This is a genomic window from Pantoea sp. SJZ147 (assembly GCF_007828605.1).
In the GTDB taxonomy this organism is placed as follows: Bacteria; Pseudomonadota; Gammaproteobacteria; order Enterobacterales; family Enterobacteriaceae; genus Pantoea; species Pantoea allii.
This window is the reverse complement of the sequence record NZ_VIVB01000001.1, coordinates 312792-327756: the sequence shown is the minus strand read 5'-3', so window position 1 is coordinate 327756 and position 14965 is coordinate 312792. Positions and strand designations below refer to the sequence as shown.

The following is a 14965-nucleotide window of genomic DNA, read 5'->3' as shown; positions in this document are numbered from 1 at the left end:
ACGATTATTGGCTCTCAATTTCTTGATCGGTTAGTCCCAATTTTTCCGGTACGATATCTTTGAATATTGCTATCAACTCAGGATCCATAAAAAGGTATTCGTCAGAGATATTGAGCACATGTAGAGGCTTGAATGCGATGATCCTGCCATATTGGGCCACTAAGCGGTTTTTGTGCTTCTGTTCCATCACACAGACAACATCAGCCCATTGAAGCAATTCGGCAGAGACTCTTTTTTTTGCATCCCGGCTAGTCCCAGCGGAAAGTACGGCAAGGCATGGATAACGGCGGAACACCTGTTCCGCCGTGGGGCTTCGCCATTGATTACGACTGCATATAAAAAGTACGTTCATCAGAATAGTGGTACTCTTCCAGGCCTCTCAAGGCAAGCTGTTGGTTAGTAATACGTGGATACTCAAGCCCCAGTTGTGCTGCACGCAACAATTTATCCGACCGCGTGTAAAGCATCTTCCAGTTTTTTTCGCCACGGAAGTTTAATAAGATCTTGCGGATATCACGAGACTTGTTACGTCGCTTCTGTGCATTGCGCCAAGCTCTAGTACGTTTAGTTTCCATTGTTCCACTCTCTCTGATTAATCGGGTGAGCAGCCGCGATAATACGGGGAGAACAAACTGGAGAAATATAGCTTTTTACGGAGAAAATTTATAGTCCGGATTATGGTGAATCATTGCTCTGCTCCCCGTTAATTGACACAGAGCAGGGTAAGCAATGTCCGCTCTTCGCTCACAGCGGACATTCATCACCTGTAATCACTTCACGTCTTTAAACACTCTCCTTGGCTGAGATTAAACACAACTGCTCACCCGGCAGGGCGGCGGTGCTTTCACCCCTGTTCTTCCTCATTCTGCCGACTTGTTTAAAAACTTTTGCTGATGCCCAGGCTATCATCGGTTAAATTGCCCTGAGAGGCCGGAGCGCGCGCAAGGCGCTATCCGGTGCAAGGTCAAAAACACCTAACAAAGCAGAAGGCCCCATTACCTGCTTTCCTTACAGGAGAATCGCTGATGTTAAAAGGACTCACCGTTGCCGCCGTGGTCATGCTGTCGGGCTGCAGCCTGATGCACAAGGCTCCACCAGCACCAGAAACGTTGCATTACCGCTGTGGCACATTGCCCCTTACCGTCACCCTGGATAATGCCAAACAGCAGGTCAGCTTTATTATGGATGGCAAGCCGCTGACGCTGACGCAAACGGTTTCTGCGTCCGGCGCACGGTATAGCGACGGTAACTACGTTTTCTGGTCTAAAGGGAACGGCGCGTTCATTGAGCGTAATGATAAGATCGTTGTAAACGATTGCGAATTGCAACCGGCCAGTTAACGTTTACCGGAGTGAGTGTGCATCATGAGTGACAGTGACATGCTACAAACTATTGCCCATCTGCGCCGTGAATACACACGGGGTGGGCTACGTCGCAAAGATTTACCCGATAATCCGCTGGCGCTGTTCGAAAGCTGGCTAAAGCAGGCCTGCGAGGCGCAACTGCCTGATCCCACCGCCATGACAGTGGCCACGGTGGACGAGCATGGACAGCCTTATCAACGCATTGTGCTGTTAAAACATTTCGATGAGCAGGGCATGGTGTTTTACACCAATCTGGGCAGTCGCAAAGCACAGCAGCTTGGTCATAATCCGCGTATTTCGCTTCATTTTCCCTGGTACTTCCTTGAGCGACAGGTGATGGTTTTAGGCGAGGTCGAGAAGCTGTCGCCGCTGGAGGTATTAAAGTATTTCAGCAGCCGTCCGCGTGACAGTCAGATCGGTGCCTGGGTTTCCAAACAGTCAAGCCGGATTTCTGCCCGTGGCGTGCTGGAAGGCAAGTTTCTGGAGCTGAAGCAAAAATTCCAGCAGGGTGATGTACCGCTACCCAGTTTCTGGGGCGGTTATCGGGTGAAATTTAGCACTATGGAATTCTGGCAGGGGGGCGAACATCGTCTTCACGATCGTTTCCTTTATCAGCGGGATCACGACGGCTGGAAAATTGACCGACTCGCCCCCTAAAACTGCGCTTTCCCCCTCATCAGCGCTGGCACAGAAGGCGTCAGCGCTTTATGCTATAGCCCTTAATTTTTTCCTTCCGCAACTCAGCGGAAAGCTGTGTACCAGCATAGGTGCAGCCTGATCAATTTGGAGTCAGTGATGACCAGCAGTAACCTGATACAACAATTGCAAGAGAGGGGCCTGATCGCCCAGGTGACGGATGAAGACGCGTTAGTCGAGAAACTGGCGCAAGGGCCAATTTCGCTCTATTGCGGCTTTGACCCCACTGCTGACAGCTTGCATTTGGGCCATCTGGTACCGCTACTCTGCCTTAAACGTTTTCAGGATGCCGGGCACAAACCGGTTGCGCTGGTAGGCGGCGCAACGGGGTTGATTGGCGATCCCAGTTTTAAAGCCGCAGAGCGTAAACTCAATACCAGCGAAACCGTGGGTGAGTGGGTAGAAAAGATTCGCAGCCAGGTCGCACCTTTCCTGGACTTTGACTGCGGGGCCAACAGCGCGATTGCCGCCAACAACTATGACTGGTTTGGCAATATGAACGTGCTGACCTTTCTGCGCGACATCGGTAAACACTTCTCTGTTAACCAGATGATCAACAAGGAAGCGGTTAAACAGCGCCTGAACCGTGACGATCAGGGCATCTCGTTCACCGAATTCTCCTACAACCTGTTGCAGGGTTACGACTTCGCCTGTCTGAACGAGCTGCATGGCGTCTCCTTGCAGATCGGTGGTTCTGACCAGTGGGGTAACATCACCTCCGGTATCGATCTGACGCGTCGTCTGCACCAGAATCAGGTGTTTGGTCTGACCGTCCCGCTGATCACCAAATCGGACGGCACGAAGTTCGGTAAAACCGAAGGCGGCGCGGTCTGGCTGGATGCGAAGAAAACCAGTCCATATAAGTTCTACCAGTTCTGGATCAACACCGCCGATGCGGATGTTTACCGCTTCCTGAAATTCTTCACTTTCCTGAGCATCGACGAGATTAATGCCCTGGAAGAAGAAGATAAAAACAGCGGAACCGCGCCGCGCGCACAGTATGTGCTGGCCGAGCAGGTCACGCGCCTGGTGCATGGAGAAGACGGCCTGGCGGCGGCAAAACGTATTACCGAGAGCCTGTTCTCTGGCGCGTTAAGCGACATGACAGAGGCCGACTTTGAACAGCTGGCCCAGGACGGTATGCCGACCATCACGCTGAGTGCCGAGGACGATCTGCAACAGGCGCTGGTCAACGCTGAGCTGGTGCCTTCACGCGGTCAGGCGCGCACTATGATTGGGTCGAATGCCGTGTCGCTGAATGGCGAAAAGCAGTCTGATGCCGAATACCGTTTTAGCGACAGCGATAAGCTGTTTAACCGCTTTACGCTGCTGCGTCGCGGTAAAAAACATTATTGCCTGATTAACTGGCAGTAACCTTTCAGGGCCGGTTTCCGGCCCTTTTTTATGGCAAGGCACTACAGGGCAAAAAAGTGAAAAACGTTTTAGCAATTCAGTCGCACGTGGTGTTTGGTCACGCGGGTAACGCGGCGGCAGAGTTCCCGATGCGCCGTATGGGTGTGAACGTCTGGCCGCTGAATACCGTGCAGTTTTCTAACCATACGCAATATGGACACTGGACCGGTACTGTTATGCCGGCCACGCATTTAACCGACATTGTTAAAGGCATCGCCGATATTGACCGCCTGAAAACCTGTGATGCGGTATTAAGCGGTTATCTGGGATCGGCCGAGCAAGGCGAAAAGATTCTGGAAATTGTGCGTCAGGTGAAAGTCGCGAATCCGGAAGCCTGGTATTTTTGCGACCCGGTGATGGGGCACCCGGAGAAAGGCTGTATCGTCGCGCCCGGTGTAGCCGAGTTCCACTGCAAGATGGCGTTACCCGCCAGCGATATCATCGCGCCGAACCTGCTGGAGCTGGAAATGCTCAGCGAACGCACCGTAACCAGCGTGGAATCGGCCGTAGACGCGGCACGTATGCTGATAAGTCAGGGGCCGAAAGTGGTGCTGATTAAGCATCTGGCGCGCGCAGGACGCCGCAGTGACCGTTTTGAGATGCTGCTGGTTACCGCCGATGAAGCCTGGCACATCAGCCGTCCGCTGGTGGATTTTGGCGTACGTCAGCCGGTGGGCGTGGGCGATTTAACCAGCGGCTTATTGCTGGTCGATCTGCTGCACGGGCTATCGCTACAGGCTGCACTGGAACACGTGACGGCGGCGGTCTATGAAGTGATGCTGAAAACGCATGAAATGGGTGAGTATGAACTGCAGCTGGTTGCCGCGCAGGACGCCATCGCCCGACCGACGCACGCTTTCCCGGCTGAGAAGCTGTGAAGCTGTAAAGCAAAGGGCCGGTAAGGCCCTTTGCTTATTAGTTAAGTCCTTCCGCTTTAAGCGCGGCCTGTACCGACGGCCGCTCTGCAACGCGTTCAAACCAGCGTTGCAGGTGATCCAGTGCTGCCAGGTCCAGACTCAGGGCTTTCGCCCAGCGGGTCACCACATATAAATAAGCATCCGCGACGCTGAAATGCACGCCCATCAGCCACTGTTTGTCTTCGAGTTCACCGTTCACCCAGGCAAATTTCGCTTCCAGCTGGCGACGTACCAGGGCTTTGTACTCCTCTGGCGCATCGTTGCGGAACAGCGGAGAGAAGCTCTTGTGTAACTCGCTGCCGATATAGCCGAGCCACTCAATCGTATGGTAGCGGGTCAGGCTTCCCACCGGCGCCAGCAGGTGACGGTCGGGCTTGAGATCGGCCAGATACTGCACAATGGCCCCGCCTTCGGTCAACACATTGCCATCACTCAGTTGCAGTGCCGGCACCTGGCCTTTGGGATTAATCTGGCGAAAATCTTCACCGCGTTCGGTGAGCTTAGTTTGCAGATCGACATTAACCTGGGTGAAGTCCAGACCACATTCACGCATAACGATATGCGGTGAAAGGGAACAGGCACCAGCTTTACAAAACAGTTTCATAACGAGGTCACCATATTGCGAATCGTGTTTGCATAGTAATCGCCTGACGCGGAATTGCCAGTAATAAGAATGCGGCGTTCACTGGAAATTGACCGGCGACAAAAACAAAAAAACCGGGCCAGGCCCGGTTTTGATGAAAAGGCATAAGGTCATCAGACTTTGTCGGCTGCCGTATCCTGCGTCATATGATTCAGCAGCGGCGCGGTTATCATCATCAGCACGGCAATGACCGCGGTAGCAATACCAATCTCCTGGAACACTTTGCCGTAGGTGGCCAGAGAGATCAGCGGGTCGGTAACGTTTTCAGGGACCGCCATCAGATTAGCGACTTTACCGGCAATCACTGCTGCGCCAGCCGTCGTCAGGAACCATGAGCCCATAATAAAGCCCATCAGACGCTGAGGAACCAGCTGCGCCACCATCGCCAGGCCCAGACCGGAAATCATCAGTTCACCAATGCTCTGCAGACCATAGCTGAGAATTAACCAGTTAACGGACACGATACCCGCGTCGCTGGCAAACTTCGCGCCAACCGGTAACACCAGGAAGGCCGCCGAACACAGCACCATACCGATGGCGAACTTATGTGGCATGGGCAGTTTATCGCCCAGCTTGTTATAGACTGCGGCCAGAATCGGGCTGGCAAGCATAATCCAGAACGGGTTCAGCGCCTGGAATTGCTCAGGGGCAAAGGTGATGCCAAAAATGGTGTGCTCAACGTTGCGAATGGCAAAGAAGTTAAGCGACGTTGGCATCTGCATATAGAGGACGAAGAACACGATGGCTTCTACCATCAGCAGGAAGGCCACAATCATACGACGGCGCGCTGCACCATGCAGGGCAAAGGCTTCTTTGGCAAAGATGACAAAGATGCCCAGCGCGATCAGGCCCAACAGCACACGGGCGATCGACTGATGATGCAGCATCCAGTTTGCCAGGGCGATCAGGACCACAATCCCCACCAGGGTCATCAGCAGTTTGCCGAACTGAAGTGGCGCAAAGTCTGGTTTGGAGCCGAAGTCTTTCACCAGGCGTTTACAGAACAGGAAGTTAAGCAGCGTAATGACCAAGCCAACCACCGACAGCGAAAACGCCACGTTGTAGCCATATTTCTCTGCTAACCATGGGGTCAGCATCATTGAAAACAGCGAGCCGATGTTGATGGACATATAAAACATGGTGAATGCACCATCAATGCGCGGGTCGTCTTTGTCATAACACGTAGAGAGCAGCGAAGAGGGGTTAGCTTTAAATAAGCCACTTCCGACGGCAATGGTCGCCATACCAATATACACCACGCTGACGTTGTGGCCCGAGAAGGCCACCAGCGCGTAACCTATTGCCAGCACCAGCACGCCCAACACGATAACGCGTTTGGTGCCCAGAACTTTATCGCCCAGCCAGCCGCCGATGGCGACCAGACCATAAACCAGGGCGCTAAAGGAGGAGAACAGGGTGATAGAGTCGGACTCTGACATCCCCAGTTGCCTGACCAGGTAAACCGCCATGATGGCCTGCAGGCCGTAATAACCAAAACGTTCCCATAATTCGATCGTAAAGATCAGATAAAACGCTTTAGGCTGTTTAAATGCATTAAGGCTGACCGCCTCGTCGGTGTGTTTGTTTGCAGTTGACACTTGTACCTCTGTTATTTCATATCCTGTGTCGCGACAGGAATTAAGTCCGCGCCATGTGATCGGACCATGGGCCAGATTTTTATTAGATGGGAAAAACGGCGACTAATTTGGCTGAATAAAGGCGACAGGGCAAGCCTTTTCTACCTTCTGCGGGAAACCGGTTATCTGGCGTTAAAACCTAAATAAATATTATTAATTAGCATTTTGTTATGATTTAAGTCGATTTAACAAAATAACATCGCAACCTGGTGGTTATCAGAGCGTTAATAATGATATTAACTGCTGAAAGACCGTTGCGCCGAGCTTTACATCGAAATGTGATATTTCATCAGGATAATCTGGCTAAAATGCAGGTTCTGAAGCCGATTTGATGAAATAGTCTGCGGATTATGGCGGAAATGACCGGCAAAGGCGTGAAAATGTTGATTAAGGTCACATTTATCAATGTTAATTCATAGAGAGAAAAAAGGTTTCCAGCGGAAATAATGCCTGTGAAGCTTCACTAATCCTGTCTGAACAGGGCGCGAAAGTATCCGAATGCTCGACAGAAAATTAAGCTTAACGTAGCATCATTATTTCCTTAACAAGGATTTCGCTATGCCGTTACCTTTACGTCTCGCGCTGGTGGGCGACTACCGCCCAGAAGCCGTTGCACATCAGGCCATTCCTCTGGCGCTTGCCCGTGCCGCTGACTCTCTCGCTATCGATATTGACCCGCAGTGGGTTCCTACGCCTGAGCTGGGCGACTTATCCGCCATCAGGCAAAGCGATGCCGTCTGGCTGGTACCGGGCAGTCCGTATAAAAATGATGAAGGCGTATACAGCATGCTGCGCAGCATGCGGGAAAGCGGCAAACCTTTTCTGGGCTCCTGTGGCGGTTTCCAGTATGCCGTTATCGACTATGCGCGCAACGTACTTGGCTGGCACGATGCAAATCATGCCGAAACCCATGATGAAGGGCGGATGGTCATTGCGCCGTTAAGTTGCTCTCTGGTGGAACAGCGCGGTGAGGTCACTTTTGCACCTGATTCGCGTATTGCCAGGGCCTACGGGGAATTATCCAGTGACGAAGGATATCACTGTAACTTTGGCGTTAACCCGGCATTCATCGCGGCGCTGGAAGGCAGAAACCTGCGGATTACGGCCTGGGATCTGGACGGTGATGTGCGCGGCATAGAACTGACCGATCATCCTTTTTATGTCGCCACGCTGTTCCAGTCTGAGCGCGCCGCATTACAGGACAAGGATTCCCCGTTGGTGATTGCCTGGATGCAGGCGGCGCTGAAGCAGCGTTAGGTCAAAAAGCAAAAAGCCTGTGTCTCCACAGGCTTCTCTCAGTCGGGGCCGTTTATCAGGCAGGATATCGGCCTATTCGACTTTATCAGGATACTCGCACAGGTCTTCAATCAGGCAGGACCCACAGCGCGGCTTACGGGCGACGCAGGTATAACGACCGTGCAGAATCAACCAGTGATGACAGTCAACTTTGAACGCCTTCGGCACCACCTTCAACAGCTTTTCTTCAACCTGTTCGACGTTTTTGCCGGGGGCAAAATTCGTTCGGTTGCAGACGCGGAAAATATGCGTATCCACGGCGATGGTGGGCCAGCCAAAGGCAGTATTAAGCACCACGTTTGCCGTTTTACGGCCCACGCCGGGCAGCGCCTCCAGCGCGGCACGGTCTTCTGGTACGTTACCGCCGTGTTGTTCCAGCAGAATGCGGCAGGTCTTAATCACATTCTCTGCTTTGCTGTTAAACAGGCCGATAGTTTTGATGTATTCCTTAACGCCATCCACGCCCAGCGCCAGCATCGCGGCGGGCGTATTGGCGACCGGGTAGAGCTTTGCGGTGGCTTTATTGACGCTGACGTCAGTCGCCTGAGCTGAGAGCAGTACCGCAATCAGCAATTCAAACGGCGAGCTAAACTGCAACTCGGTCGTCGGATGGGGATTAGCCTGCTGCAGACGGCTGAGAATCTCTGTACGTTTTGTCTGGTTCACACGGCGCTTCCGGTCGTGCCTTGCGGTGCGGCAAGGGCCTGCTCTTCAGCACGGCGCAGCGCCCGCTGCTTCATTTTCTGATCGATCAGGTATTTACCCGCCAGCATCATGCCCAGACCAATAAATGCGCCGGGCGGTAACATGGCCAACAGCATCGGCGAATTAAAGTGGATCACTTCGATGCGCAACACTTTGGCCCACGGGCCTAAAAGCTGGTCCGCGCCGTTAAACAATGTACCGCTGCCAATAATTTCCCGAAGGGAACCTAATACCACCATCGCGCAGGTCGCGCCCATGCCAATGGCAAAACCATCAAGCGCGGCAAGGGGAATACTGCTTTTCGACGCGACAGCCTCGGCCCGTCCCACCACGATACAGTTCGTTACGATCAGCGGAATAAAAATGCCGAGCGACTGGTACAGGCCGTAAGCATAAGCATTGATCAGCATCTGAACACAGCTCACCACGGACGCAATGATCATCACGTAGATAGGGATACGAATTTCCGATGGCACCCAACGGCGCGAGGCGGAAATAAAACTGTTGGTCAGGGTCAGCACCAGCGTGGTCGCCAGACCAAGCCCTAGCGCATTGGTGGCGGTGGCGGTCACCGCCAGCAGCGGACACAGGCCCAGCAACTGAACCAGCGCCGAGTTGTTTTTCCATAGCCCGCCTACCAGCAGGTTTTTAGCTTCACTCATTTGCGTCTCCACACTCGGGTAACGAAGAGAGTTTTCCCTTAAGGGTTTCAATTAACAATGCCGTCCGTTTGGTGGCATTGACGACGGCACGGGGTGTAATCGTGGCACCGGTAAACTGATCAAATTCGCCGCCATCTTTTTTCACGGCAAACGCTTTATCGTCCGGGCCCGTCACCACTTTGCCATTAAAACTGTTGATCCAGTCAGAAATACGCAGCTCTATTTTATCGCCCAGGCCTGGCGTTTCATGATGTTCAATCACGCGCACGCCCAGGACCTTGCCGTTAAAGTCCGCCCCGACCAGCATCTGGATAGCACCAGAGTAACCATCGGGTGCCGTTGTTTCCAGAGCGGCAGCGACAGGCTGATTGCCTTTACGCGCCAGGTACAGATGATGAGGGCTGGCATTCCCCAGCGCCGCATCAGTGACAACGTAACATTCCTGCTGAATGTGGTTATCATACATATCGGTTGGCACCACCTGATCCAGCAGATTTTTTTGCTGTAACTGCGTCTGGTGCTCAACGGTGGGCTTGGTAACCGTATTCACAATGGCAGTGACGCCGGTCGTGATGGCGGCGAACAGCGCCAGCGTCACGCCATTTTTGCGTATCGTGTCCAGCATCATTTAATCCTTTTGATGGCCGTAAACACGCGGCTGAGTGTAATAGTCAATCAGCGGTACGCATATATTAGCCAGCAATACGGCGAAAGCAACGCCGTCCGGGTAACCGCCGAAGCTACGAATTAGCCAGATGAGCAATCCGATCAGGGCACCGTAGATCAAACGACCACGATCGGTCGTCGATGCGGTGACCGGATCGGTCGCAATGAAAAACGCCCCGAGCATCGTCGCACCGGAAAACAGGTGAATCATCGGGCTGTTCAGTGAGGCGGGCGAAAACAGCCAGCCCAGCGTCGCGCAGAAGGCGAGAGACAGCAAGATGGCGGCCGGGATATGCCAGCGAATGGCGTTTTTCCACAGCAGGAACAGGCCGCCAACCAGGTAACCCAGGTTAATCCACTGCCAGCCGAGACCCGCGAGCACGCCGCTGTAAATAGGCTGAGAAAGCAGTTGCTCTGTGCTGTGTCCGGCGCGCAGGCCGGTTTTAAACGTATCGAGCGGTGTCGCCTGACTCACGCCGTCGGCCCCGAGCTGCAGCTGCTGTAGGGTGTCGCCCGCCAGGGTATGACCGGTAAAGATCATATTCAGCGAATCCAGCATCCCCGGTTTGATCATCTGCAGCGATTCCGGCGGCATCCAACTGGTCATCTGCACCGGAAACGAAATCAGTAATACCACATAACCCACCATCGCCGGGTTAAAGGGGTTTTGTCCCAGTCCGCCGTACAGCTGTTTGGCGATCACAATGGCAAAGATCGTACCGATGACCACCAGCCACCAAGGGGCCAAAGAGGGGATGCTTATCCCCAACAGAATCGCCGTCAGCAAGGCTGAGTTATCGGCCAGATTCGCGGCAACTGGCGTTTTGCGCAGACGCAGTATTGCCGCCTCGGTGAGCAATGCGGTCAGCGAGGCCAGAATGACCTGCAACAGGGTGCCAACACCAAAGAAATAACACTGTGCCGCAAAGCCCGGCAGGGCAGCCAACACAACCAGCATCATGATGTTGCCGGTGCTGCGACGGTTATGGGTATAAGGTGAACTTGCTATACGGAAAGCCATTTATTCCTCAGGTGTCAATGTCGATTGCGCTTTACGCGCTTTGGCACGTTCGATGGCTGCCGCAATAGCGGCTTTGCGCGCATCCGTGGGGTGCTCAAGTTCAGGTGCCTGTTCGGCTTCGGCATTCGCATTATTGGCTTGTTCTTGTGCCATTTCTGCCTGCTCGACGTCCTGGTGCGCCTCCGTAGCCGCCAGTGCTGCATCCCGCGAGGCGGCCTCTGCCCGGGCAAGTGCGGCAGCGGCTTTTTTGGCTTTCGCACGTTCAACGGCGGCGGCGACTGCCGCTTTACGTGGGTCCTCTTCCGTCGTCGGGGCGTCCTGCGCCGCATCAGCACTGTCCGCCCCAGCAGCAGCCTGCGCGGCTTTTCTGGCTTTGGCACGTTCAACGGCGGCGGCGACAGCCGCTTTGCGCGGATCTTCTTCCGTCGGGGCGTCCTGCGCCGCATCAGCACTGTCCGCAGCAGCAGCCTGAGCGGCTTTTCTGGCTTTGGCACGTTCAACGGCGGCGGCGACCGCCGCTTTGCGCGGATCTTCTTCCGTCGGGGCGTCCTGCGCCACGTCAATACTGTCAGCAGCAGCAGCAGCCTGCGCGGCTTTTCTGGCTTTGGCGCGTTCAACGGCGGCGGCGACCGCTGCTTTGCGCGGATCTTCTTCCGTCGGGGCGTCCTGCGCTACGTCAGCACTGTCCGTAGCAGCAGCCTGCGCGGCTTTTCTGGCTTTGGCGCGTTCAACGGCGGCAGCGACTGCTGCTTTGCGCGGATCTTCTTCCGTCGGGGCGTCCTGCGCTACGTCAGCACTGTCCGCAGCAGCAGCCTGAGCGGCTTTTTTGGCTTTGGCGCGTTCAACGGCGGCGGCGACTGCCGCTTTGCGCGGATCTTGTTCCGTCGGGGCGTCCTGCGCTACGTCAGCACTGTCCGTAGCAGCAGCCTGCGCGGCTTTTTTGGCTTTGGCGCGTTCGACTGCGGCGGCGACTGCCGCTTTGCGTGGATCTTCCGCCACCTCTTCGGTGGATTCTGGCGCATCAGGCACGGCTGATTTTTTTGCTTTAGCACGCGCAATAGCGGCTTCAACAGCCGCTTTACGCGGATCGGTGGCCTGACGGCTCAGCGCCTGAGTTTCTGCCTGCGCCTCGGCCTGGCGTAAACGTGCCTGAGCGTGGCGAGCCTCGGCGACGGCCTCTTCACTTTCAACACCTTGTTGCGCTTTGGCGCGCGCTTTCGCCGCAGCCAGTTCGCCACTGTCGCTACGGGCCACGCGCTGTTTCGCTTCAGCATGGCGCGCTTCACGCGCTTGTTTTTCCCGTTCCAGTCGGGCCTGACGCGCTTCAAATCGCGCTTTGGCTTCAAGTGTGCGTTTGGCTTCCAGGTCGATAGCCCGCAGCTCGGCTTTTTCCTGACGATAATACTGGACCAGCGGGATATTGCTGGGACAGACATAGGCGCAGGCACCGCACTCAATACAGTCATCAATGTGATGCGCACGGGCTTTATCGTGATCGCCGCCCTTGCTGTACCAGTAAAGTTGCTGCGGCAGCAGTTTAGCCGGGCACGCGTCAGCACAGGCAGAGCAACGGATACAGGATTGCTCCTGTTCGTCATTGCCCATTTCGGTGCTGGACGGGGCCAGAATGCAGTTGGTGATTTTTACGACCGGCACATCCAGTGATGGCAGGGTAAAGCCCATCAGCGGGCCACCCATAATAACCATCTGGCGTGGCGAGGGATGAAAACCGACCTGATGTAACAGATGACTGATGGGCGTGCCTAAGCGGCTCCAGACGTTACGCGGCTGGGCAATCGCCTCACCGGTCAGGGTGACTACGCGCTCGGTAATGGGCTCGCCATTGATAATGGCGCGTTTTACCGCCCAGGCCGTCCCGACGTTTTGCATCAGCACGCCGATATCAGTAGAGCGTCCGCCATGCGGAACTTCCTTACCGGTAAGAATTTTGGTGAGCTGCTTGGCACCGCCAGACGGATACTTGGTGGGGATAACGCGAATCTGCAGATCGCGCTCGCCACCCAGCGCCTGTTTCAGTGCGGCGATAGCTTCAGGCTTGTTATCTTCGATGCCAATTAACACCCGTTCTGCCTGTAATACCCAGGCCAGAATACGGCTGCCTTCCAGCACTTCGGCTGCGTAGTCCTGCATCAGACGATCGTCAGCGGTGATATAGGGTTCGCACTCCGCCGCATTGATAATCAGGGTGTTAACGCCGCGCAAGCCGCCTTTCAGTTTGGTGGCGGTCGGGAAGCCCGCGCCGCCCAGGCCCGCGATGCCGGCGTCATGAATGCGTTTCAGGATAGCGGCACGTTCGTGCTGGCGATAGTCCGGCAACGGTTCCAGCGAGATCCAACGGTCTTCACCATCAGGCGTCAGGAAAATGCACAGTTCAGACAGGCCAGACGGGTGAGCCGTCATGTGCGGGCCAATCGCTTCAATCACGCCAGAGGTTGGCGCGTGCACCGGTAGCATTCTGCCCTGGCCAAACGTCAGCGCCTTACCACGCAGCACCTTATCGCCCGGCGAGACACCGATCTCACCTTCATGACCAATATGCTGCTTAAGCGGAATAATAAACCGGTGCGGCAGCGGCAATTCGGCAAGCGGCGTGCCGTTGGACTGGGTTTTCATTTCCGGCGGATGAATGCCGCCCTGAAAATCCCAGACCTTATCTTTTTTGAAAAAATTGAGCAGATTAAGCATGACTCTCTACCGGGATCACCCGAACAGGAATGGCTTCAAGATCCCATTTCCAGTTGGCCGTGGTGGTGGCAACCGGACGCATCTCAATACAGTCGGTAGGACAGGGCGCCACACAAAGGTCGCAGCCCGTACAGACATCACTCAGCACGGTGTGCATGGCGCGCGTTGCGCCGACGATGGCATCAACCGGACAGGCCTGAATACATTTGGTGCAGCCAATGCAGTTTGCTTCATCAATCCACGCCACGGTACGCACGGGCGCTTTGGCGTCTTCGTCACCGTCAATCGGTTGGGGTTCCACATTGAGCAGCGCCGCCAGCTTCAGCATGGTCTGTTCGCCGCCGGGCGCACATTTATTAATGGCTTCACCGTTATTTCCCACCGCGTCAGCATAGGGACGACAGCCGGGATAACCACACTGACCGCACTGGCTCTGCGGAAGAATGGCGTCAATTTGTTCGACAATCGGATCTTCTTCCACCTCAAAGCGTCGCGAGGCGTAACCCAGCAGCGCGCCAAAGACCAGGCTCAGGGCGCTCAATACAGCAACAGCTATCCAAATCGCACTCATCAGAATTTCACCAGACCGGTAAAGCCCATAAAGGCCAGTGCCATCAGACCCGCGGTGATCAGCGCAATGGAGTTTCCTTTGAACGGCGCGGGGACGTTCGCCAGCACCAGACGCTCACGCATACCGGCAAACAGCACCATAACCAGTGAGAAACCCAGCGACGCGCTGAATCCATACAGCGCCGCCTGCAAAAAGGTATGGTTGAGATTAACGCTCAGCAACGGCACGCCCAGCACGGCACAGTTGGTGGTAATCAGGGGCAGGAAAATACCCAGCAGTCGATAGAGCGACGGGCTGGTTTTACGCACCACCATTTCGGTGAACTGCACGACCACGGCGATCACCAGGATATAGGCCATGGTCCGCAGATACACTAAGTCCAGCGGCACCAGAATAAGGTGGTTCACCAGCCATGCACAAATGGAGGCCAGTGTGATAACAAATGTGGTGGCGAGGCCCATGCCAATGGCCGTTTCCAGCTTTTTGGAAACGCCCATAAAGGGACACAGGCCGAGAAACTTCACTAACACGAAGTTATTCACCAGCACAGTACCAACAAAAAGGAGGAGATAATCGGTCATTTTTTCGCCTGATTGCCACAAAGCGGCTTATTATCATTGATAACGCGTTGTATCACAACTGTGACACAACATTGCCTGCGGGCAACC

General features: G+C 54.7%; 16 protein-coding genes. 5 read left to right on the top strand and 11 right to left on the bottom strand.

Features of this window, described 5'->3' with window-relative positions:
• Positions 1-4: 4 nt before the first annotated feature.
• Together FBY13_RS01530 and FBY13_RS01525 are read right to left on the bottom strand one after the other, a co-directional pair.
• Positions 5-352, bottom strand: coding sequence for a low molecular weight protein tyrosine phosphatase family protein (locus tag FBY13_RS01530; protein WP_145393295.1), 348 nt, complete (start codon positions 350-352; stop codon positions 5-7).
• Positions 324-575 (bottom strand): hypothetical protein, encoded by a 252-nt coding sequence (locus tag FBY13_RS01525; protein ID WP_145393294.1) that lies wholly within the window; start codon positions 573-575, stop codon positions 324-326. The genes FBY13_RS01530 and FBY13_RS01525 overlap by 29 nt, the downstream gene beginning before the upstream one ends.
• A 450-nt stretch (positions 576-1025) precedes the next feature.
• On the opposite strand from FBY13_RS01525, the gene FBY13_RS01520 reads away from it, so the two are divergent.
• From FBY13_RS01520 to pdxY, 4 genes are all read left to right on the top strand, one after another.
• Positions 1026-1340: an MliC family protein gene (locus tag FBY13_RS01520; RefSeq protein WP_063879446.1), complete on the top strand. Its 315-nt coding sequence runs from the start codon at positions 1026-1028 to the stop codon at positions 1338-1340.
• Between the two features lie 24 nt (positions 1341-1364).
• Positions 1365-2021, top strand: coding sequence for a pyridoxamine 5'-phosphate oxidase (gene pdxH / locus FBY13_RS01515; protein ID WP_145393293.1), 657 nt, complete (start codon positions 1365-1367; stop codon positions 2019-2021).
• Positions 2022-2159: 138 nt separating this feature from the next.
• Positions 2160-3434, top strand: a complete 1275-nt coding sequence (gene tyrS / locus FBY13_RS01510) for a tyrosine--tRNA ligase (RefSeq protein ID WP_096012622.1) — start codon at positions 2160-2162, stop codon at positions 3432-3434.
• A gap of 56 nt (positions 3435-3490) precedes the next feature.
• Positions 3491-4351, top strand: a complete 861-nt coding sequence (gene pdxY / locus FBY13_RS01505; RefSeq protein WP_063879449.1) for a pyridoxal kinase PdxY — start codon at positions 3491-3493, stop codon at positions 4349-4351.
• A gap of 37 nt (positions 4352-4388) precedes the next feature.
• On the opposite strand, the gene gstA is transcribed toward pdxY, so the two are convergent.
• Both gstA and dtpA read right to left on the bottom strand, forming a co-directional pair.
• Positions 4389-4994, bottom strand: a complete 606-nt coding sequence (gene gstA, locus FBY13_RS01500; RefSeq protein ID WP_063879450.1) for a glutathione transferase GstA — start codon at positions 4992-4994, stop codon at positions 4389-4391.
• A 152-nt stretch (positions 4995-5146) separates the two neighbouring features.
• Positions 5147-6631 carry a dipeptide/tripeptide permease DtpA gene (gene dtpA / locus FBY13_RS01495; RefSeq protein ID WP_145393292.1) on the bottom strand — a complete coding sequence of 495 codons (1485 nt, stop codon included), beginning with the start codon at positions 6629-6631 and terminating at the stop codon, positions 5147-5149.
• Positions 6632-7228: 597 nt separating this feature from the next.
• On the opposite strand from dtpA, the gene FBY13_RS01490 reads away from it, so the two are divergent.
• The gene (locus tag FBY13_RS01490; RefSeq protein WP_145393291.1) at positions 7229-7927 is read left to right on the top strand and encodes a CTP synthase; all 699 of its coding nucleotides are present in this window, start codon (positions 7229-7231) and stop codon (positions 7925-7927) included.
• Positions 7928-7999: 72 nt separating this feature from the next.
• On the opposite strand, the gene nth is transcribed toward FBY13_RS01490, so the two are convergent.
• From nth to rsxA, 7 genes are read right to left on the bottom strand one after another with little or no spacing between them, the layout of a single operon-like run.
• Complete coding sequence (gene nth / locus FBY13_RS01485; protein WP_063879453.1) at positions 8000-8632, bottom strand: endonuclease III; 633 nt, start codon at positions 8630-8632, stop codon at positions 8000-8002.
• A complete protein-coding gene (locus FBY13_RS01480; protein ID WP_145393290.1) occupies positions 8629-9333 on the bottom strand; it encodes an electron transport complex subunit E in 705 nt (234 codons plus the stop codon). The genes nth and FBY13_RS01480 overlap by 4 nt, the downstream gene beginning before the upstream one ends.
• Positions 9326-9958, bottom strand: a complete 633-nt coding sequence (rsxG, locus tag FBY13_RS01475; RefSeq protein ID WP_063881170.1) for an electron transport complex subunit RsxG — start codon at positions 9956-9958, stop codon at positions 9326-9328. The genes FBY13_RS01480 and rsxG overlap by 8 nt, the downstream gene beginning before the upstream one ends.
• A gap of 3 nt (positions 9959-9961) precedes the next feature.
• A complete protein-coding gene (gene rsxD / locus FBY13_RS01470; RefSeq protein WP_145393289.1) occupies positions 9962-11020 on the bottom strand; it encodes an electron transport complex subunit RsxD in 1059 nt (352 codons plus the stop codon).
• A complete protein-coding gene (gene rsxC / locus FBY13_RS01465) occupies positions 11021-13726 on the bottom strand; it encodes an electron transport complex subunit RsxC (protein ID WP_145393288.1) in 2706 nt (901 codons plus the stop codon).
• Complete coding sequence (gene rsxB, locus FBY13_RS01460; protein ID WP_063879457.1) at positions 13719-14297, bottom strand: electron transport complex subunit RsxB; 579 nt, start codon at positions 14295-14297, stop codon at positions 13719-13721. The genes rsxC and rsxB overlap by 8 nt, the downstream gene beginning before the upstream one ends.
• Positions 14297-14878, bottom strand: coding sequence for an electron transport complex subunit RsxA (rsxA, locus tag FBY13_RS01455; RefSeq protein ID WP_013025663.1), 582 nt, complete (start codon positions 14876-14878; stop codon positions 14297-14299). The genes rsxB and rsxA overlap by 1 nt, the downstream gene beginning before the upstream one ends.
• Positions 14879-14965 lie beyond the last annotated feature (87 nt).